This is a genomic window from Bacillus sp. OTU2372 (genome assembly GCF_038440275.1).
GTDB lineage: Bacteria > Bacillota > Bacilli > Bacillales > Cytobacillaceae > Neobacillus > Neobacillus bataviensis_B.
The window spans coordinates 1-20,915 of record NZ_JASATK010000013.1; the positions used below are offsets into that span (position 1 = coordinate 1).

General features: G+C 39.2%; 18 protein-coding genes. 11 read left to right on the plus strand and 7 right to left on the minus strand.

Features of this window, described 5'->3' with window-relative positions:
• Nucleotides 1-184 precede the first annotated feature (184 nt).
• The 7 genes from gyrA to dnaA all read right to left on the minus strand — a co-directional run bounded on the left by gyrA (nt 185) and on the right by dnaA (nt 9,410).
• The gene (gyrA, locus tag AAHB15_RS18810; protein WP_335575002.1) at nt 185-2,716 is read right to left on the minus strand and encodes a DNA gyrase subunit A; all 2,532 of its coding nucleotides are present in this window, start codon (nt 2,714-2,716) and stop codon (nt 185-187) included.
• A gap of 22 nt (nt 2,717-2,738) precedes the next feature.
• Complete coding sequence (gene gyrB, locus AAHB15_RS18815) at nt 2,739-4,664, minus strand: DNA topoisomerase (ATP-hydrolyzing) subunit B (RefSeq protein ID WP_396897358.1); 1,926 nt, start codon at nt 4,662-4,664, stop codon at nt 2,739-2,741.
• A gap of 63 nt (nt 4,665-4,727) precedes the next feature.
• Nucleotides 4,728-4,976, minus strand: coding sequence for an extracellular matrix regulator RemB (remB, locus tag AAHB15_RS18820; RefSeq protein ID WP_144566184.1), 249 nt, complete (start codon nt 4,974-4,976; stop codon nt 4,728-4,730).
• A 9-nt stretch (nt 4,977-4,985) separates the two neighbouring features.
• Nucleotides 4,986-6,104 carry a DNA replication/repair protein RecF gene (gene recF, locus AAHB15_RS18825; protein ID WP_098530202.1) on the minus strand — a complete coding sequence of 373 codons (1,119 nt, stop codon included), beginning with the start codon at nt 6,102-6,104 and terminating at the stop codon, nt 4,986-4,988.
• An 18-nt stretch (nt 6,105-6,122) separates the two neighbouring features.
• Nucleotides 6,123-6,338, minus strand: coding sequence for a S4 domain-containing protein YaaA (gene yaaA, locus AAHB15_RS18830; protein ID WP_342043075.1), 216 nt, complete (start codon nt 6,336-6,338; stop codon nt 6,123-6,125).
• A gap of 388 nt (nt 6,339-6,726) precedes the next feature.
• On the minus strand, nt 6,727-7,863 hold the full coding sequence (gene dnaN, locus AAHB15_RS18835; protein ID WP_335575003.1) for a DNA polymerase III subunit beta: 1,137 nt from the start codon (nt 7,861-7,863) through the stop codon (nt 6,727-6,729).
• 200 nt (nt 7,864-8,063) lie between these two features.
• A complete protein-coding gene (dnaA, locus tag AAHB15_RS18840) occupies nt 8,064-9,410 on the minus strand; it encodes a chromosomal replication initiator protein DnaA (protein WP_098530205.1) in 1,347 nt (448 codons plus the stop codon).
• 736 nt (nt 9,411-10,146) lie between these two features.
• Here dnaA and rpmH point away from each other — a divergent pair.
• From rpmH to AAHB15_RS18895, 11 genes are all read left to right on the plus strand, one after another.
• Nucleotides 10,147-10,281: a 50S ribosomal protein L34 gene (gene rpmH, locus AAHB15_RS18845; RefSeq protein ID WP_063255153.1), complete on the plus strand. Its 135-nt coding sequence runs from the start codon at nt 10,147-10,149 to the stop codon at nt 10,279-10,281.
• Between the two features lie 176 nt (nt 10,282-10,457).
• Complete coding sequence (gene rnpA, locus AAHB15_RS18850; RefSeq protein WP_335573336.1) at nt 10,458-10,802, plus strand: ribonuclease P protein component; 345 nt, start codon at nt 10,458-10,460, stop codon at nt 10,800-10,802.
• Between the two features lie 174 nt (nt 10,803-10,976).
• Nucleotides 10,977-11,750, plus strand: a complete 774-nt coding sequence (gene spoIIIJ, locus AAHB15_RS18855) for a YidC family membrane integrase SpoIIIJ (protein WP_144566181.1) — start codon at nt 10,977-10,979, stop codon at nt 11,748-11,750.
• A complete protein-coding gene (jag, locus tag AAHB15_RS18860; protein WP_098530208.1) occupies nt 11,747-12,370 on the plus strand; it encodes an RNA-binding cell elongation regulator Jag/EloR in 624 nt (207 codons plus the stop codon). The genes spoIIIJ and jag overlap by 4 nt, the downstream gene beginning before the upstream one ends.
• A 303-nt stretch (nt 12,371-12,673) precedes the next feature.
• Nucleotides 12,674-14,059, plus strand: a complete 1,386-nt coding sequence (mnmE, locus tag AAHB15_RS18865; protein ID WP_342043076.1) for a tRNA uridine-5-carboxymethylaminomethyl(34) synthesis GTPase MnmE — start codon at nt 12,674-12,676, stop codon at nt 14,057-14,059.
• Between the two features lie 136 nt (nt 14,060-14,195).
• On the plus strand, nt 14,196-16,085 hold the full coding sequence (mnmG, locus tag AAHB15_RS18870) for a tRNA uridine-5-carboxymethylaminomethyl(34) synthesis enzyme MnmG (RefSeq protein WP_144566178.1): 1,890 nt from the start codon (nt 14,196-14,198) through the stop codon (nt 16,083-16,085).
• 230 nt (nt 16,086-16,315) lie between these two features.
• Nucleotides 16,316-17,032, plus strand: a complete 717-nt coding sequence (gene rsmG / locus AAHB15_RS18875) for a 16S rRNA (guanine(527)-N(7))-methyltransferase RsmG (protein ID WP_342043077.1) — start codon at nt 16,316-16,318, stop codon at nt 17,030-17,032.
• Between the two features lie 136 nt (nt 17,033-17,168).
• On the plus strand, nt 17,169-18,026 hold the full coding sequence (gene noc, locus AAHB15_RS18880; RefSeq protein WP_144566176.1) for a nucleoid occlusion protein: 858 nt from the start codon (nt 17,169-17,171) through the stop codon (nt 18,024-18,026).
• Nucleotides 18,027-18,316: 290 nt separating this feature from the next.
• A complete protein-coding gene (locus tag AAHB15_RS18885; RefSeq protein ID WP_335573333.1) occupies nt 18,317-19,078 on the plus strand; it encodes a ParA family protein in 762 nt (253 codons plus the stop codon).
• Nucleotides 19,071-19,922 (plus strand): ParB/RepB/Spo0J family partition protein, encoded by an 852-nt coding sequence (locus AAHB15_RS18890; protein ID WP_144566174.1) that lies wholly within the window; start codon nt 19,071-19,073, stop codon nt 19,920-19,922. Before AAHB15_RS18885 ends, AAHB15_RS18890 begins: the two co-directional genes overlap by 8 nt.
• A gap of 111 nt (nt 19,923-20,033) precedes the next feature.
• A complete protein-coding gene (locus tag AAHB15_RS18895; protein WP_335573332.1) occupies nt 20,034-20,747 on the plus strand; it encodes a DUF554 domain-containing protein in 714 nt (237 codons plus the stop codon).
• Nucleotides 20,748-20,915 lie beyond the last annotated feature (168 nt).

The window sequence follows — 20,915 nt, forward strand, 5'->3', positions numbered from 1 at the left end:
TTGTTGACGTTTTTGTTTGTTTAGTTTTCAAAGAACAATCCGTCGCCCCGAAGCGACTTAATTAATATACCACCTATATCAAATTGAGTCAACACTATTTTTAAATATCTTAGAAGATAATATAATTTTATTTACTTTTAGTCATAATAAAAGGAGCACATGTGAGTGCTCCTCTTTATCCATATTACTCTTCACCTTCAGGAAGGCTATCATCTTGACCTTCATCGAGGATTGTTTCATTGCTATCATCTGAACTATTTTCAACTGTTTGCTCATCGTCTTCTTCTTTTTCAACCTTTGCAACGGTTGCGACAAACTCGTTTTCACTTTCCTTCAGACTAATCAATTTAACACCTTGTGTATTTCGACCCATCTGCGAAATGCCTGCAACATCAGTTCGGATCAACACACCGCCGGTGGTAATCAGCATGAGATCTTCTTCACCAGTTACAGCCCTCATAGATACCAGATTACCGTTTTTATCTGTTACATGGCAGGTCTTGATTCCCTTACCACCACGGCCTTGAATGCGGTATTCAGAAGCAGGTGTACGTTTTCCATAACCGTTTTTGGTTACAATAAGTACGTCATTATCTTCCTCTATTACTTCCATTCCCACAACTTCGTCATCGGAATCAAGGGTGATTCCTTTAACACCTGTTGCAGTACGGCCCATCGACCGAACATCTGTCTCAGGGAAATGAATTAGCATACCCTTTTTAGTCCCAATAATAATATGTTTGGTTCCATCAGTCATACGAACAGAGATTAATTCATCCCCTTCGCGCAGACTTAAGGCGATTAAACCATTGTTGCGGATATGAGCGAAGGAGGACAGTGGAGAACGTTTTGAGATTCCTTCTCTTGTTGTGAAGAACAAGAACCAATCGTCCACAAATTCCTCAACAGGGATAATTGCATTAATCCATTCACCTTTTTCGATACCAAGCAGATTTATAATTGGAATCCCTTTAGCTGTCCTGCTATACTCTGGTATCTCATAGCCCTTAGAACGATATACCTTACCTTTATTGGTAAAGAATAGGATCGTATCATGGGAAGAGGTAGTAATTAAATGTTCAACAAAATCATCTTCATTTGTCCCCATTCCTTGTATACCGCGGCCGCCTCGTCTCTGTGCGCGATAAGTAGACACTGGGAGACGTTTAATATAGCCATTATGGGTTAACGAAATAACAACATTTTCCCGAGGGATTAAATCCTCATCTTCGATATTCTCGATGCCGCCCATAACAATTTCTGTCCGGCGTTTATCATTAAAACGTTCTTTAATTTCAAGTAATTCTTCACGGATAATGTCAAGAATCTTCTCTTCATCAGCTAAAATTGCTTTTAGTTCAGCAATAAGCTTCATCAAATTTTGAAATTCTTCCTCAATTTTTTCTCTTTCTAATCCTGTTAACCGCTGCAAACGCATATCAAGGATGGCCTGAGCTTGTTTTTCAGAAAGATTAAACTGTGTCATTAAGCCTTCACGGGCAATATCAGTTGTACGGGAGTTTCGGATCAAGGTAATGACAGCATCTAAATTATCTAGTGCAATTCTTAATCCTTCTAAAATATGTGCCCGGGCCTCTGCCTTGTTTAATTCAAACAACGTTCTCCGGCGAATGACCACTTTTTGGTGCTCTAAATAATAGACTAAACATTGCTTTAGGCTTAACACCTTTGGCTGCCCATCGACTAGTGCCAATGTGTTTATACCAAAACTGGTTTGCAGAGCTGTTTGTTTATATAAGTTATTTAAAAGAACATTGGAATTCGCATCTTTACGGACCTCGATGACAATCCGCATTCCCCGGCGGTCAGATTCATCTCTGAGGTCGGTGATGCCTTCAATCTTTTTATCACGGGCTAACTCAGCGATTTTTTCAATTAGTTTCGCTTTATTTACTTGATATGGAATCTCATTAACGATAATTACTTCTTTGCCGTTGGATTTCTGTTCAATCTCAACTTTAGCACGGATGATGATCGAACCGCGGCCTGTTTCATATGCTTTTCTAATCCCACTCCGGCCAATAATGATGCCGCCTGTTGGGAAATCTGGACCTGGGATAATTTCCATCAATTCTTGTATAGTGATTTCTGGGTCGCGGCTTACCGCCAAAACACCATCAATGACTTCACCTAATTGGTGCGGCGGAATATTTGTTGCCATACCCACCGCAATCCCGGTTGTCCCATTTACTAAAAGGTTAGGGAATCGCGCCGGCAGAACAACTGGCTCTTTTTCCTCACCATCATAGTTATCTTGATAATCAATAGTATCTTTGTTTAAATCTCTTAATAATTCCATGGAGATTTTAGACATTCTTGATTCTGTATAACGCATCGCAGCTGCTGAGTCACCATCGACAGACCCAAAGTTTCCATGTCCATCAACAAGCATATAACGATAGTTAAAATCCTGAGCCATCCGGACCATAGTTTCATAAACAGCAGAATCACCATGTGGATGATACTTACCGATAACATCCCCGACGATACGGGCAGACTTTTTATATGGTTTGTCTGCATGGATGCCAAGGTCATGCATGGCATATAAAATACGGCGATGAACTGGTTTTAACCCATCTCGAACATCTGGAAGGGCACGAGAAACAATAACACTCATCGCATAGTCAAGAAAGGATGATTTCATTTCCTGACTAATATTAATTTCGCTTACTTTTGAATTGGGTGTTTCAGTCATATTACCTACCTCCCTCCGCCTTTTATATATCTAAATTCTTTACGTATTGAGCGTTTTCTTCAATGAAGTTACGACGCGGTTCTACCTTCTCACCCATTAACATATCAAAGGTTTCGTCTGCTTCGATTGCATCTTCAAGACTTACTTGGAGCATACTCCTATTAGCTGGATCCATGGTTGTATCCCATAATTGTTCCGGATTCATCTCACCCAAACCTTTATACCGTTGGATATTGGGTCTTGGTGCAGCTGGCAGCTCTGCAAATATCCGTTCAAGTTCTTTGTCATTATAAGCGTACTCAATTCGTTTACCTTGCTGTACCTTATAAAGTGGTGGCTGAGCAATATAGACATAACCAGCCTCTAGAATTTTTCTCATAAAACGGTAAAAGAATGTTAAAAGAAGGGTACGTATATGGGCTCCATCAACGTCAGCATCTGTCATAATGACCACTTTATGATAACGTGCTTTGGAGATATCAAAATCTTCTCCGATTCCCGTTCCAATCGCTGTAATCATCGCTCTCACTTCATTGTTTGAAAGAATTCTATCTAACCGTGCTTTTTCCACATTAAGAATTTTCCCTCGAAGCGGTAAAATCGCTTGGAAGTGACGATCACGTCCTTGTTTTGCTGATCCTCCAGCGGAATCACCCTCAACGATGTACAATTCACTCTCAGATGGATCCTTTGAAGAACAATCCGCTAATTTCCCCGGCAAACTGGAAACCTCTAACGCACTTTTGCGGCGAGTTAATTCTCTGGCCTTCTTGGCAGCCAGCCTCGCCCTTGATGCCATCAAACCTTTATCAACGATTTTTCTTGCAACCGTCGGATTTTCTAATAAAAATTTATCAAAGGTACTTGCAAACACAGTATCAGTAATCGCTCTAACTTCTGAATTTCCAAGCTTTGTTTTTGTTTGTCCTTCAAATTGAGGATCAGGGTGTTTGATTGAAACAATCGCTGTGATCCCTTCACGAACATCCTCACCTGAAAGGTTTGGGTCATTTTCCTTGAATATGTTATTTTTCCTAGCATAATCATTGATCACTCTTGTTAAAGCTGTTTTAAAACCTGATTCATGTGTACCACCTTCATAGGTGTGAATATTATTAGCAAAGGAGTAAATATTCTCTGTATAACCCTCGTTATATTGGAGCGCGACTTCAACACTTATGCCGTCTTTTTCTCCTTCCATGTAAATCGGTTCGTCATGGACAACTTCTTTTGTGCGATTTAAATGCTCAACATATGATTTGATACCACCTTCATAGTGGTACTCATTCCGTTTATTTTCAACCCGTTTATCTTCAATCGTGATTTTAATCCCGCGGTTAAGAAATGCAAGTTCACGCAATCGAGTCGCAAGAATGTCATATTCATAGACCAATGTCTCAGTGAAAATTTCCCCATCTGGTTTAAAATGAGTAATCGTACCAGTTTTGTCAGTAGTTCCGATTACGTTTAGTTCAGAGGCTACGGCACCACGTTCAAATTTAATCTCATAAATTTTACCGTCACGATGGACATTGACTTCAAGTTCAGTAGATAGGGCATTAACAACAGATGCACCTACACCATGTAATCCTCCGGAAACCTTATATCCTCCACCGCCAAATTTTCCACCGGCGTGAAGGACAGTCATGATAACTTCGACTGCTGGTCTGCCCATCTTTTCTTGAATATCAACTGGTATTCCACGGCCATTATCCTTTACCGTGATACTATTATCTTCTTCAATGATAACATTGATTTCATCACAATAACCTGCCAAGGCCTCATCAATACTATTATCAACAATTTCCCAAACAAGATGATGTAGACCTTTTCCGCTTGTTGAACCAATATACATACCAGGTCTTTTCCGTACTGCTTCAAGTCCCTCTAGGACCTGAATTTGATCCGCGCCGTATGCTCCCTCTACTGCTTTTTGTTCCAAAGTCATACTTGTTCACCTGCACCTTCTAACAAAAATATCTCTAAATAAACTAAAGCATAAAAATTTATATTAAAATTCATGTATACTCATTTGATTTGAACGTTTCTTTAATGTTCCTGAAGCAATGGGGGATAAATAAACCTTGTCATATGTAATAATGACTGATTTATAGGGGTTTTTAGACAAGTTAATGACTCGTTCACTTTGCTGTTTTAAAAATTCTTTCACCAATGGTGATTGATTAGCACTTTCTTTATCTAATATTGAGATAACATCCTTTGCCCTAATATTTAAGTCTTCCCCGATGTGAATATACATTGGCCCACCTCAATTAACCTTCTTTATGGTGCCTGCCTGCACAATATAGGTTGAAGCATCTTTTAATGTCTGATGATCAATTCCTTCCACACTTGTTGTTGTTACAAATGTCTGAACTCTCCCTTGAATGGTATTGAGTAAATGGGATTGCCTGTAATCATCTAATTCGGATAAAACATCATCAAGCAAAAGAATCGGATACTCCCCAATCTCATTATGAATCAATTCAATTTCAGCAAGTTTAACAGAGAGGGCCGTTGTTCGTTGCTGCCCTTGGGAACCAAAGGTTTGAACATCCCTTCCATTAACGAAAAACAATAAGTCATCACGATGGGGACCAAACAGGGTCGTACCTCGCTCCATTTCCCTTGTTCTTACCTTAGAGAATTTTTCCTGAAAGCTTTCTATCATTTTCGACAAATCTTGGCCTTCTAATACCTCTACTGAAGGTTTATACATAATTTCAAGTGTTTCTAAGCCTCTTGAAATTCCTTGATGTATAGGTTTCGCCCAATTTTCGAGTAATCTCAGGAATTCAAATCTCTTTTTAACCACTTTCACAGCCATGTCAATAAATTGCTCGGTTAAGACCTCGAGCATAGTTGGATCGTTTTGCTTTTTGATTTGCATCATTTTTAAATAATGGTTGCGTTGTTGAAGTATTTTTTGATATTGACTCATATCATGTAGATAGATTGGCGATACCTGGCCAATTTCCATATCAATAAACCGTCTCCGTACTTGAGGGCTGCCTTTAACAATATTTAAATCCTCCGGTGCAAACATGACCACATTCATGTTTCCAACATATTGACTTAATTTTTGCTGTTCAATATGATTACACTTGGCTTTTTTTCCCTTTTTAGAAATAACCAGCTCGAGGGGCAGTGAGCTGTGTTGTTTTTGAACCCTTCCCTCTATTTTAGCATACTCCTGATCCCAGCGAATAAGTTCTTTATCGTTCGATGTCCGGTGAGACTTGGCCATTGCTAACACATAAATGGATTCCATCACATTTGTTTTCCCTTGAGCATTTTCACCCAAAATAACATTTACTTTATTTTCAAACTCTACGAATAATTCATCATAGTTCCGATAATTTTTAAGTGCTAATTTCTCTATAAACATGGTAACAACATCCTTTAGCTACTCGCTAATCACAAATTCTCCAAAGCCGGCTATCTGGACTTTGTCACCAACTCGAAGCTTTCTTCCTCGTCTTTGGTCTTGCTCACCATTGATAAATATTTCATGCTCACTCAAAAACCATTTGGCCATACCGCCTGTCTGGATTACATCAGACAGCTTTAAAAATTGTCCTAATGTAATATATTCGGTATCCAATTTAATTTTTTCAGGCATTTCTTCATCCTCATTTCTAAGGGCTATTTTCGCATTTATTGTTTTTTGTCGTATAAGTTTATCTACCCGTATAACTAAATGCATCGTGGATCTTTTCGTCAGAACATTTGCGAAAATTGCAAGAAACTTTGTGAATGTCCCTTTTTAAGGTCCAGGGCAACAAAAGTTTACGAAAAGAGCCTTTCTAAAAATGGTCCCAATACTTTATTTTACTAAAAAAATGAGTCGGACACAAAGGAAACTCTAAAAAAATAATAGCAAACGATTATGACTGCAGTGAAAAAACGCAGGTAAGGACAATTCTCGAAGTCAAAAACTTTTATATTTTCCAATCTCATAAAGATAGCCACCAAAAAGATGGTGGCATATTGGTTGTAAGCTTCGTTGATTAGTATGTCCTTACAGGTAAAATAAGCTGCAAAATAGTTTCGTCATGAAGCGGACGAATAACAAATGGACGCATCGCACCAGTAAAGCTTACTTTAATATCCGTTCCTTCAAATGCCTTTAGGGCATCCATCATATACTTTGCACTAAAGGAAATTTTCAACTCTTCTCCATCAATGGACTGGCTTTGAATTTCCTCTACTACTTTCCCGATTTCCGGTGTATTCGAGGATATTTCAATGGTTCCTTCATCAAACGTGGACAACTTAACCACATTATTTCTTCCTTCGCGTGCCAAGAGAGAAGCACGATCAATAGCCTGTAGGAATTCTTTTGTATTGACGGTTACCTCGGTTTTACTTTCATTCGGAATTAATCTAGAAGTATCAGGATAGTTACCTTCTAATAATCTTGAGAAAAATAATAAATGCTTTGCTTTAAATAAAATTTGATTTTCCGTAATAACAATATCAATTAATTCATGGGAGTCATCAATAATTTTACTTAATTCATTTAAACTTTTACCAGGAATGACCACATTATAGTTTTCATGATTTTCTGTTTCAATTTTAGCTTTTCTTAATGCAAGACGATGGCTGTCTGTTGCAATACAGGTTAATTCCTCATTTTCAATCTTCCAGTTTACACCTGTCAAGATGGGGCGTGTTTCTGAGGTGGACACTGCAAAATGGGTTTGACGGATCATCGCTTTTAATAAATCGGTCGCAATATGAAATTTGTTATTCTCTTCAATTTGCGGAAGATGTGGATATTCTTCTGCATCAAGACCGTTTAGGTTAAATTCTGACTTACCAGAGCGAATCACGGTTTGTAACGAGCCTAAGACTTCGATTTCAACTGTATCGGTAGGAAGCTTTTTAACGATTTCACTAAAAAATTTAGCTTGGAGGACAATCGCACCAGTTTGTCTGATTTCAACAATTTCATCTCCAGCAACCTCTTTTGGAATAAACGATTCAATTGATATGTCTGAATCACTTCCGGTTAGAGTAACTCCTTCAGCTGTTGCTGCAATTTTAATCCCCGTTAAGATTGGTATCGTCGTTCTGGATGTGACAGCCTTCATTACATCTTGAACACTTTGAACTAATCGGTCCCGCTGGATGATAAATTTCATCGCATTTAATCCTCCGTTTTATGCATATTTTTATTGCTGTAACATATAATAATATTTTTTAAAAAATTAGTAGAAGTACTAGTAGGGCTTGTTAGTATGTGGATAACTCTAATTATCAATAGAAACACAGCCTATCCACATGTGGACAGACTGTGTATAGATTCTAAGAAGTTATTCACAGTTTGAACAAAAAAATTTATCTATATTTTTAAAAGTTCATGAAGTTCCTTCATTTGTTTTTGCAATGTTGAATCTGTTTGAAGGAGCTTCGAAATTTTTTCATGTGCATGAATGACGGTTGTATGGTCACGGCCGCCGAACTCTTCTCCTATTTTTGGCAAGGAGTAATCGGTTAATTCACGTGATAAATACATCGCAATTTGCCGAGGGAATGCTACAGACTTTGTCCGCTTTTTTGCTTTAAAATCCTCTAATTTAATACTAAAATGCTCCCCAACAATCTTTTGAATTTCATGGATGGTTATGACCTTAGGCTTAGAGCTTGGGATAATATCTTTTAATGCTTCTGCAGCAAGATCGGCATTTATATCTTTATTGATTAAAGAAGAGTAGGCCACCACACGAATGAGCGCACCTTCAAGTTCTCGAATATTCGAATCAATTTGATTAGCAATATAAAGCATGACTTCATTAGGAATATCTAAACCTTCTGCCTTTGCCTTTTTCCTGAGAATGGCTATTCTCGTCTCCAAATCAGGAGGAGTAATATCGGTGATCAGCCCCCATTCAAATCGTGAACGCAGGCGGTCCTCAAGCGTTGGAATTTCCCTTGGCGGGCGGTCACTTGAGATAATAATTTGTTTACTTTCCTCATGCAGGGCATTAAAGGTATGGAAAAATTCTTCCTGGGTTGATTCTTTTCCGGCTAAAAACTGAATATCATCAATAAGTAAGATATCAACATTTCGATATTTATTGCGGAAACTCTCTGCTTTATTGTCACGAATCGAGTTAATGAATTCATTCGTGAACTTTTCAGATGATAGATAAACTACCTTTGCAGCTGGATTATGATCTAAAACATAATGGCCTATGGCGTGCATTAAGTGTGTTTTTCCTAATCCCACACCCCCATAGATAAATAAGGGATTATAAGCTTTTGCTGGTGCCTCTGCTACCGCAAGGGAGGCTGCGTGGGCAAAGCGGTTGCCTGAGCCAATAACAAAAGTATCAAAGGTATACTTCTGATTTAAGATGCCCTGCGGGAATTCGGCATGGTCATCATCCTTTTTCACTTTTTTAGGCGGCAGCTGGACGTCATTTTCTGCATCATTTTGGTTTTGCGGAATGATAAATTTTACAGATAACTCTTCACCAGTTATTTCATAAAGAATTCCTGAGATTAACTGGGAGTATCGCTCCTCAAGCCAGTCGCGCGCAAATTCATTTGGAGCGGTAATCACCAGAAGATTACCTTGAAGGGAATGGGCCTTTGTAGACTTAAGCCAAGTATCAAAGCTAGGCTTGCTTATCTTCTTCTCGATATTTCCCAGCGCTGCATTCCAAAGATCCGCAATATTTTCCAACTAGTATCCCTCCTTCTTAGTTTTTATAAAAACCATTTATCTTAACTGACACTCTCTCTATTACTGTCTAACTCCCAAATAACATTTTTCAATCGGCTGATGCCTCAGAAAAATAGATTGTACCGGCAGTACAATCTATTAATTTATAAATATACAAAATAGTGATTGTGGAAAAACTTATAATAAGGAAATAAAGTGGAGTTTCGACAATATCCACCGCTTGTGGACAAGTTTTTACAGAATGCTTGGATAAACTATCCACATGTTATCCACAATTTGTGGATAACCTATTATCTGTGATGAAGTTATTCAGAGTGAAAACACAAATATAATAACAAATAATTGCCTTAGGTGCAATGCTTTTTCGTAGTTTATCCACAAGTGTCACAATCTGTGCGCAAAAATTGTCCACAGCCTGAAGGTTTGTGTAAAACCTGTCAATATCGTGTGTGGATAATAAAAATAATGTCGAAAAATTATCCACAGCACAGAAAAGCGGAAGCGCTGGACAATTTTTAAAGTAGTATGTAGTATGTGGAAGTGTTCAAATCTCTATTAAAAGATCGACAACTTATCGATATAATTTCTAGTATGGATAGAACTCATACCGAAAAATATTGGAAATTAGCAATAATCTTTAGAGGATTGTTGACAATTGCAAGTAGACGTCTTTATAATAAGTAAGACTGTCAATTAAGTTTTAACTTGATAGCTATTCCTCAGGGAGGTGTCATATATGAAAAGAACGTATCAACCAAATAAACGTAAACATAGTAAAGTTCACGGATTCCGCAGTCGTATGAGCTCAGCAAACGGACGTAAGGTTCTTGCTCGCCGTCGTCAAAAAGGAAGAAAAGTATTATCAGCTTAGGCCACTGAACGTCTCAGTGGTCTTTTTTTCAATTATAGTGGAAGCGCTGTAAACTATGCTTGACCATTAATTTGAAAAGCGGAAGCGCCTTGAACAGGGGCTTAGACCTAAGAGCCCCTAGGCGCTGTTGCTAGACAATTCTCAGAGTATTAAAATAAGATAAAGGAGTTTTTTTTATGAAAAAAGAATTCCGAATAAAGAAGAATAACGACTTTCAGGCTGCATTTAAGAAGGGCCGATCGTTTGCGAACCGGCAATTTGTAGTCTATTCGTTAGAAAAAGAGGAACAAGACTTTTTTCGCATCGGCTTGTCAGTAAGTAAAAAGATTGGAAATGCTGTTACCAGAAATAGAATTAAACGCTATGTGAGACAAGCTGTCTTTGAACTTCAGGAGCAACTAGCGATGGGGAACGACTACGTGATTATTGCCAGAAAACCTGTTGCTGATATGGACTTTTTTGAAGTCAAGAAAAGTCTTACCCACGTGTTGAAGGTTGGTAAAGTATTGAAGAAAAACTAAATTACTAAGAAAAAAGTTAAAATAAACCAGAAGAGTGAAGACATTCTCTTAAAAAAAATGCTAAAATAAAACCTGAAGTGCTAAGTTTTCAAAAAAATACCTTGATTAGTAATAAGAAGAAGTGATTACATATCAAATAATAGTTACTACATAGAGGTAAGGAGGAAATTTTGGTTGAAAAAACGAATATTACTTTCGTTCGGCGTTCTATCTGTATTCTTATTTTTAACTGGCTGCAGTGAAATTAAAAAGCCAATTACATCAGAAAGTACAGGTTTTTGGAATGAATATATTGTCTATCCCTTGTCATGGTTAATAAAAGAAGGTGCACATTTGCTGGGGGGAAGCTATGGTTTATCGCTAATTGTGGTAACCCTTGTCATTCGTCTAGCGATCCTGCCGCTTATGATCAAGCAAACGAGAAGCTCTAAGGCGATGCAGGCTTTGCAGCCGGAGATGAAAGCACTTCGTGAAAAGTATAGCTCTAAAGACCAAAAGACACAGCAAAAGCTTCAGCAGGAAACAATGGCACTTTTTCAAAAGCATGGTGTGAATCCAATGGCCGGATGTTTCCCGTTAATCGTGCAAATGCCGATTTTAATTGGTTTCTATCATGCAATCTCTAGGACAAGAGAAATTGCCTCAGACAGTTTCCTTTGGTTTGATCTCGGAGAAAAGGATCCTTATTATATCTTGCCAATTATTGCAGGAATTACGACCTTTATCCAGCAAAAAATGATGATGGCAGGACAAGAGCAAAATCCACAAATGGCCATGATGCTCTGGATGATGCCAATTATGATTGTTTTCTTTGCATTTAGTTTCCCTGCAGCTCTTTCGTTGTATTGGGTTGTCGGAAATATATTTATGATTGTACAAACCTACTTTATCAAAGGACCGGACCTAAAGGCGCAGGCCGCCGGTAATGCGGGAGGAGCAAAAAAGTGAAACAGGTAACTGCTACAGGACAAACTGTCGAAGAAGCAGTAGGATCAGCTTTAGCTCAATTAAATATCACCAAAGACCGCGCAGATGTGGATATAATCGATGAAGGCAAAAAAGGATTCTTCGGTATTTTCGGATCAAGGCCAGCTGTTGTTAAAGTGACCGTGATTTTTGATCCGATCGAAGAGGCAAAGAAATTTTTAACACAAGTTAGCGAACAAATGGGTGCACCGGCGGAAATTGAAATTAAGCGGGACGGTAAACAAGTGACCTTTGTGATGACGGGTGAAAAAATTGCTCTTTTAATTGGAAAAAGAGGTCAAACGCTAAATTCACTTCAATATTTGACACAGCTGGTCATTAACCGCTTTTCAAATCAATATTTAACGGTGATTTTGGACGCCGAAGATTACCGGAATCGACGAAGTGAAACACTCATTCAGCTAGCACACCGGCTTGCCAGCAAAGCAATAAAGACGGGAAAAGATGTGGCTTTGGAGCCAATGCCGTCGTATGAGCGAAAAGTCATTCATTCTGCTTTATCTGAAAACAGACGCGTTAAAACACTTTCAGACGGAAATGAACCTCATCGATTTATCGTTATTACTCCAGTGAAGAGATAAGAAATAAAAATTATCGAAGACATTCTACCTTGTAGAGTGTCTTTTTTTGTGCTGGTTTTTAGAATTGTTAGCTGTTGATAACTTTTTATTGTTTCATCAAAAGAAATGTGCTGATTTCATCTTATTGTTATTCACATGTTGATAAGTTAAAATAATAAAAGGACAATTGGAGATTGTGGATAAGTGGTTAGATGAAGTTTGTTTGCTTTTTTAACAGAAACTGATGTGGTATTCTATTTTTTTGGATATAAAACTGGAACAACCAATACAATAGATTGAATTTTTAAATGTGAGGTGAAGTAAATGGAATTTAATACAATTGCGGCGATTTCAACTCCGATGGGAGAGGGTGCGATTGCCATTGTACGCTTGAGTGGTGATGATGCAGTTCGAATAGCGGACAAGCTGTTTAAAGGAATTGGTGGGAAAAAGCTAATCAACGTTCCCAGTCACACGATTCACTACGGGCACTTGCTCGATCCGAAAAGTGGTGAAGTGATCGAAGAGGTTATGATTTCGGTTATGAAGGGGCCAAAAACGTTCACCAAAGAGGATGTAGTCGAGATTAATTGCCATGGAGGAATTGTTTCTGTCAATCGCGTGCTCCAGCAGGTGTTAAAGTATGGAGCAAGATTGGCTGAGCCGGGAGAGTTTACGAAACGTGCCTTTTTAAATGGACGGATTGACTTATCCCAGGCAGAGGCCGTAATGGATTTAATTCGGGCAAAAACAGATCGGGCAATGAATGTAGCCCTTGGCCAAATGGAAGGACGACTCTCAAAATTAATTCGAACATTACGCCAGGAAATATTAGAAGTCTTAGCCCATGTGGAAGTAAATATCGATTATCCAGAATATGATGATGTCGAGGAGATGACTCATAAGCTGCTTTTAGAAAAGGCTCATTTTGTGCGAGAAGAAATCCAAAAACTATTGCAAACCTCCGAGCAAGGAAAAATATTACGGGAAGGGTTGTCGACGGTTATTGTTGGCCGGCCGAATGTTGGAAAATCTTCTTTGTTAAATAGCCTTGTTCATGAAAATAAAGCAATTGTTACCGATATCCCAGGAACGACTCGGGATGTCATTGAAGAATACGTAAATGTTCGTGGTGTCCCACTTCGATTATTAGATACAGCGGGAATTCGGGAAACTGAAGATATTGTTGAACGAATTGGTGTCGAACGTTCCCGTCAAGTTTTAAAAGAAGCTGATCTGATTTTACTTGTGTTGAATTATTCAGACCAACTCACCGAGGAAGATGTGAATCTGTTTGAAGTGGTCAAAGGAATGGATGTTATTGTTATTGTGAACAAAACAGACCTGCCGCAGCAAATTGATATGGAACAGGTTCGTGAGCTTGCTAAAGAGCATAAATTGGTGACCACCTCTTTATTGGAAGACCTCGGTGTCGATGCTCTTGAGGAAGCCATTTCTTCTTTATTTTTCTCAGGGTCTATAGAAGCAGGAGATATGACATATGTTTCAAACACCCGTCATATTGCAGTATTGAATCAAAGTCTTCAAACGATAGAGGATGCAATTGAGGGTGCTGAAATGGGTGTTCCCATTGATATCGTTCAAATTGATATGACTCGGACATGGGAGCTGCTGGGTGAAATTATCGGTGATAGTGTTCATGAAAGCCTGATTGACCAGCTGTTCTCACAATTTTGCTTAGGAAAGTAGAAATCCAGATAGGCATTCGTTTTACTATCGCCTGTTCTGGACAGGATAATTAAAAATGCATTAGTTTTCATTCTATGGTAAGAATGGAGCTAGGAGAAGCAACGTTTCCGTTATGGTACGGAAAAGGAGGAAACACATGCAATACGAAGCAGGAAAATTTGACGTTATTGTCGTTGGTGCTGGGCATGCCGGATGTGAATCAGGGCTGGCTGCAGCAAGACTTGGCGCCAATACATTAATGATTACAATCAACTTAGATATGGTGGCGTTTATGCCATGTAATCCGTCTGTAGGCGGACCGGCAAAGGGAATTGTGGTCCGTGAAATTGACGCTCTCGGCGGGGAAATGGGTAAAAATATTGATAAAACCTATATCCAAATGAGGATGTTAAACACTGGTAAAGGCCCTGCAGTTCGTGCTTTAAGGGCGCAGGCGGATAAATTTGCTTATCAACATGAAATGAAAAAAACACTTGAAGAAGAACCTAATTTAACCCTGCTCCAAGGTATGGTTGAACAATTAATCGTTGAAGATGGGATTGTTCAGGGGGTTATCACAAAAACAGGTGCAATCTACCGCTCCAAAACGGTGGTTATTACCACAGGAACCTATTTACGCGGAGAAATTATCTTAGGTGAATTAAAATATTCAAGCGGTCCCAATAACCAGCAGCCGTCTATTAGGTTATCTGAGCACTTGGAGGAGCTTGGATTTGAATTAGTCCGCTTTAAAACTGGAACTCCGCCAAGGGTAAATAGCAATACCATCGATTATAGCAAGACGGAAATACAACCTGGTGACGAGGTTCCAAGAGCCTTTTCCTATGAAACGACTAAATATATTACCGATCAGCTGCCATGCTGGTTAACTTATACAAATGATCAAACACATCAAATTATTGATAACAATCTGCATCGTTCGCCAATGTTTTCCGGCATGATTAAAGGAACAGGCCCAAGGTACTGTCCATCTATCGAAGATAAAGTGGTTCGTTTTAATGATAAGCCGCGTCATCAAATCTTCCTTGAACCAGAAGGAAGACATACACAAGAGGTCTATGTGCAGGGTATGTCAACGAGCCTTCCTGAAGATGTGCAGATGCAGATACTTAAAACCGTTCCTGGGCTGGAAAATGCTCAAATGATGAGGGCTGGGTATGCCATTGAGTATGATGCCATTGTTCCAACACAGTTATGGCCAACATTAGAAACAAAGGTTGTCAAAAATCTATACACAGCCGGCCAAATTAATGGAACGAGCGGTTATGAAGAAGCCGCGGGTCAGGGTATTATTGCTGGTATAAATGCAGGGTTAAATGCTTTAGGCAAAGAGCAATTAATTTTAAGTCGATCAGATGCTTATATTGGGGTATTAATTGATGATCTAATCACAAAAGGAACCAATGAACCTTATCGTTTATTGACCTCACGTGCAGAATATCGCCTGTTACTGCGTCACGATAATGCTGACCTGCGTTTGACAGAGATTGGACATAAGATTGGCCTAATCCGTGATAAACGGTATGAAGCATTTTTAGTTAAGAAAAAAGCGATTGAGGCAGAAAGGGAACGTCTACAGTCGATTATTTTAAAACCATCTGCTGAAGTCCAAGAGTTGATTCGCAGCATTGGCGGCAGTGAGCTTAAAGACGGAATCCGCGCTTCCGACTTGTTAAAGCGGCCAGAGATGACGTATGAGTTATTAGAAAAATTAACTAGCAGCGAACTACCTTTGGATGATGACATCAAAGAACAAGTAGAAATTCAAATTAAATACGAGGGCTATATTGATAAATCATTACAGCAAGTTGAACGGCTTAAGAAAATGGAGAACAAACGAATTCCTGAAAATATCGATTACGATGCGATTAACGGACTGGCGACAGAAGCAAAACAAAAGCTTAAGAAAATTAAACCTGTTTCCATTGCTCAGGCATCCCGTATTTCCGGTGTTAATCCAGCAGATATTTCCATCCTGCTTGTGTACCTCGAACAAGGCCGAATTGCCAAGGTTTCAAACGAATAATGAGAAAAGCGGAAGCGTCTTGCCCAGAGGCGACAGGCGTAAGACGAGCCGGCGAGAAGGCTGTTCTTTAGCCTTCTTGGCGGATTGGCTTATGACCCCGAGCCTCTAGACGCTGCAGCTGGACAATTTTCAAGGACTAATAACTTTATAACGTTAAAAGAGTGGAGTTGCTCTAATATAATTGGGCTCTTCTGCCACAATGCTGAATAGTTAGTGAGGAAGATTTGTTTATGAATATTGAACAATTTACAGCGAACCTTCAGGAGAAGGGGATCTCCCTTTCTGAAAAACAGCTTGACCAGTTTGAAGCCTATTTTACAACCTTGGTTGAGTGGAACGAAAAAATGAACCTTACCGCCATCACTGAAAAGACGGATGTATATTTAAAGCATTTTTATGACTCAATCACAGCTTCCTTCTATTTTGATTTTTCAAGGCCCTTTCATTTATGTGATGTTGGTGCCGGTGCTGGGTTTCCAAGCATTCCGTTAAAAATTGTTTATCCACATATTGAAGTGACGATTGTAGACTCGTTAAACAAGCGGATATCCTTCTTAAACCATCTTGCAGATGTTTTAAATTTAGAAAATATTCATTTTGTTCATGACCGCGCGGAAACTTTTGGGGTGAATCCTGCTTACCGGGAAACCTTTGATGTCGTGACGGCACGAGCGGTGGCCAGAATGTCTGTATTAAGTGAGTTTTGTTTACCTTTAGCAAAAGTAGGCGGACATTTTCTTGCAATGAAAGCTTTACATGCTAAGGATGAATTAGACTCCGCGCAAAAGGCAATTTCGACTCTCGGCGGCAAGGTTGAAAAGGTCCATACGTTTACGCTGCCAATGGAAGAAAGTGAACGAACCATATTGATTATTAAAAAAGAAAAACAGACGCCAAAGAAGTATCCGCGCAAACCGGGTACACCGGGCAAGTCGCCAATTGAATAACCCCAGCTGCTGCAGGTTTTGGCTGGTTTACGTTTAATAGCACATAACAATTTTTACAAAAATAGTATCCCAGGCAGGAAGAAATTATTTGCATATAGAATAAGTAATAGGGAGTTTCTTAAAGGTGGTGTTGGGGATGAAGAGTTCATTTACACGCTTTTTTGGCCTCGGCGAAAAGGGAGAGCAAGAGGTTGAGCAGGAGCTGAATATAGAACGAAGCGAAGAGATCAAGAAAATACCGATTAACCAAATTATTCCGAACCGATTCCAGCCACGGACGGTATTTGATGAAGAGAAAATTGAAGAATTGTCTCGTACGATTCATATACATGGTATTATCCAGCCGATTGTCGTCCGAGAATTTGCTGACAATAAATATGAAATTATAGCCGGAGAGCGCCGTTGGCGGGCGATGAAAAAGCTTGGCTGGACAGAAGCCCCGGCAATTGTAAAAAACCTTTCGGATACGGAAACAGCATCTGTAGCCCTCATTGAAAATTTACAACGTGAGGAATTATCCCCGATTGAGGAAGCGATTGCGTATGGTAAACTGCTTGAATTGCACAACTTAACGCAGGAAGCATTAGCACAGCGCCTTGGAAAAGGGCAGTCCACCGTCGCTAATAAGCTGCGTCTTCTTAAATTGCCTCAGCCTGTTCAGGATGCCTTGTTAAGCAAGGTCATTACTGAGCGCCATGCACGTGCCCTCATTCCGCTTAAGGATCCGGAAAAACAAGTGGCCTTATTAGCAGAAGTGATGGAGAGAAATCTAAATGTAAAGCAAACGGAGGAACGTGTTGTCCGCCTGCTTGAACAAAAAAATCAACAGCCAAAGCCGAAGCGTAAGGCTTTTAGTAAAGATATGAGAATTGCCGTTAATACCATCAGGCAATCACTTTCAATGGTATCGGACAGTGGGATTAATTTAGACTCCGAAGAAGAAGAGTTTGATGAATTTTACCAATTTACCATTCGCATTCCAAAGAAAAAGTAAATCAATAGATGACAGAAGAACCAGACAGAGTGATGTTTGGTTCTTCTTTTTTATTAATTCTGTGTTGAATTTGACTATTGATTTCTGCTCCAGGCGCGAGCGGTTCACGGGATTGGAAAAAAATAAGCAGAATTTCCTAATGGAATTTTTTTAGGAAAAAAAGCAACTACTATTAAAATCATGGTAAAATAAAGGAATGGAAATTTTACTTTCCTTTCCGTTATTGAGATAATTATTACATTTGATAGAACGCTAGATTACTATTTTTAAATTTTAGGGTAGGTGACAACGTGGGGAAAATCCTTTCAATTGCAAACCAAAAAGGTGGAGTCGGGAAAACGACAACCTCTGTCAACCTAGGTGCCTGCTTAGCATACATAGGGAAACGGGTCTTACTAGTAGATATTGATCCGCAGGGAAATGCAACAAGCGGAGTTGGTATTGAAAAGGCTGAAGTGGAACAGTGTATATATGATGTTTTAGTAGATGATGTGGATGCAAAGGATGTCATTAAAGCAACCTCTGTTGAAAATTTGTATGCGATTCCGGCTACCATTCAGCTGGCAGGAGCCGAAATTGAATTGGTCCCAACTATTTCAAGAGAAGTTCGTTTAAAACGTGCTCTTGGGGAAGTGAAGGAACAGTTTGATTATATTATTATCGATTGTCCGCCGTCATTAGGGCTATTAACATTAAATGCATTAACCGCATCGGATGCGGTATTAATCCCGGTTCAATGTGAGTACTATGCATTAGAAGGACTTAGCCAATTATTAAATACGGTCAGACTCGTCCAAAAACATTTAAATCAAGATTTGAAAATTGAGGGCGTTCTATTAACTATGCTCGATGCAAGGACAAATCTTGGGCTTCAAGTCATTGAAGAAGTGAAAAAATATTTCCAAGATAAAGTCTATAAAACCATTATTCCAAGAAATGTACGTCTAAGTGAAGCGCCAAGTCATGGGGAGCCAATCATTACTTATGATGCAAAATCCCGTGGAGCTGAAGTTTATTTAGATTTAGCGAAGGAAGTGGTCACAAATGGCTAAAGGTTTAGGAAAAGGGCTGAATGCTTTTTTTAATGAAGTAAGTAAAGAAGAAACAGTCCAGGAAATTAAGCTTAAGGAACTTCGTCCAAACCCATATCAGCCACGGAAAACCTTCCAGCAAGAAACAATTGATGAATTAAGAGATTCTATTATTGAGCATGGAATTCTGCAGCCGATTGTGGTCCGCAAAAGTATTAGAGGCTATGAAATTGTCGTAGGTGAACGCCGCTTCCGCGCTGCCAAGGAAGCAAAGCTCGAAACAATCCCTGCTGTTGTCCGTGAGCTGACGGAGCAGCAAATGATGGAATTAGCCGTCCTTGAAAACCTGCAAAGAGAAGATTTAAATCCAATTGAAGAGGGACAAGCTTATCAAACCTTAATTGAAAAGTTAAAGCTGACACAGGAGGAAGTAGCCAAGCGCTTAGGCAAAAGCCGGCCTCATGTAGCGAATCATATCCGCCTGCTCTCCCTCCCTCCAAAAATTCAGGAACTTATTTCAAGCGGGAGTATTTCAATGGGGCACGGCCGTGCATTACTAGGACTCAGACAAAAAGCAAAGCTTCCTGTTCTAGTAGAAAAGGTAGTCAATGAAGGGCTAAATGTCCGTCAATTAGAAAAACTAATCCAGCAAATAAACGAAAATGTTTCACGTGAAACAAAAAAGCCAGAAAAGAAAAAGGATGTATTTGTACAGCAGCATGAGCATTCTCTTCGTGAACGGTTTGGAACAACCGTAAATATCGTCCAAAAGAAAAATAAAGGGAAAATTGAAATTGAATTTTTCTCACAAGCTGATTTAGAGCGGATATTAGAAATGCTTGATCAGGAGGACTCTAATATATAAGTAGACTCGCCACTCGGCGGGTTTTTCTTTGTTAAAAAATCTTCCAATTCATTCATGAACATGATAGGTTATAACTATTATTATTTCGAGAGGCGAAGAAGGAGAAAGCGCATGTTTTTATTAGGAACACTTGTTAACGGTTTGTTAATTATTATTGGGACTCTTCTCGGTAAATGGTTAAATCGGATACCAGAGGGCATGAAAACGACGGTCATGTATGCGATCGGACTATCGGTTATGGTTTTAGGATTACAAATGGGCTTGAAGAGTGAAAATTTCCTGATCGTTATTATTAGCTTGGTAGTAGGTGCAGTTGCAGGTGAGCTATTAAAATTAGAGGATAAATTAAATGATTTAGGCGGTTGGCTTGAGCGCAGGGTTGGATCTAATGGGAAAGGAAGCATTTCTGAGGGCTTTGTTACGGCAACCTTAATCTTTGTGATTGGGGCAATGGCTATTATAGGTGCACTTGATAGCGGTATTCGCGGCGACCATGATGTATTGTACACAAAATCAATCATTGATGGTTTTACAGCTTTAATCTTAACGACTACGCTTGGAATTGGCGTTATTTTTTCAGCAGTCCCTGTTGTTCTCTATGAGGGATTGATTGCCTTATTTGCTACGCAAATAAATCAATTTGTTCCAAAGGAATTAATGGATCAATTTATTACGGAAATGACCGCAACGGGCGGTGTAATGATTTTTGCTATCGGCTTAAATTTAACTGGCATAGTAAAGATTAAGGTGGCCAATCTCCTTCCAGGTATCGTGGTGACAGGGATTATTGTCACAATCCTCTATAACTATCATCATATTTTATAATAAGAAAAGCGCAAGGCACTTAGACTTCGTCAGGGAGTGGCTTAGACTTGCGTCCCAAGGAGCCGCAACTGGATAAGCTTGTGACCTCGAGCCGATGGCGCCTGGAGCTGGACAATTCTCGAAGTCAAAAACTTTTATACTTTCTTATCTCATGAAAAGAGCAATCGA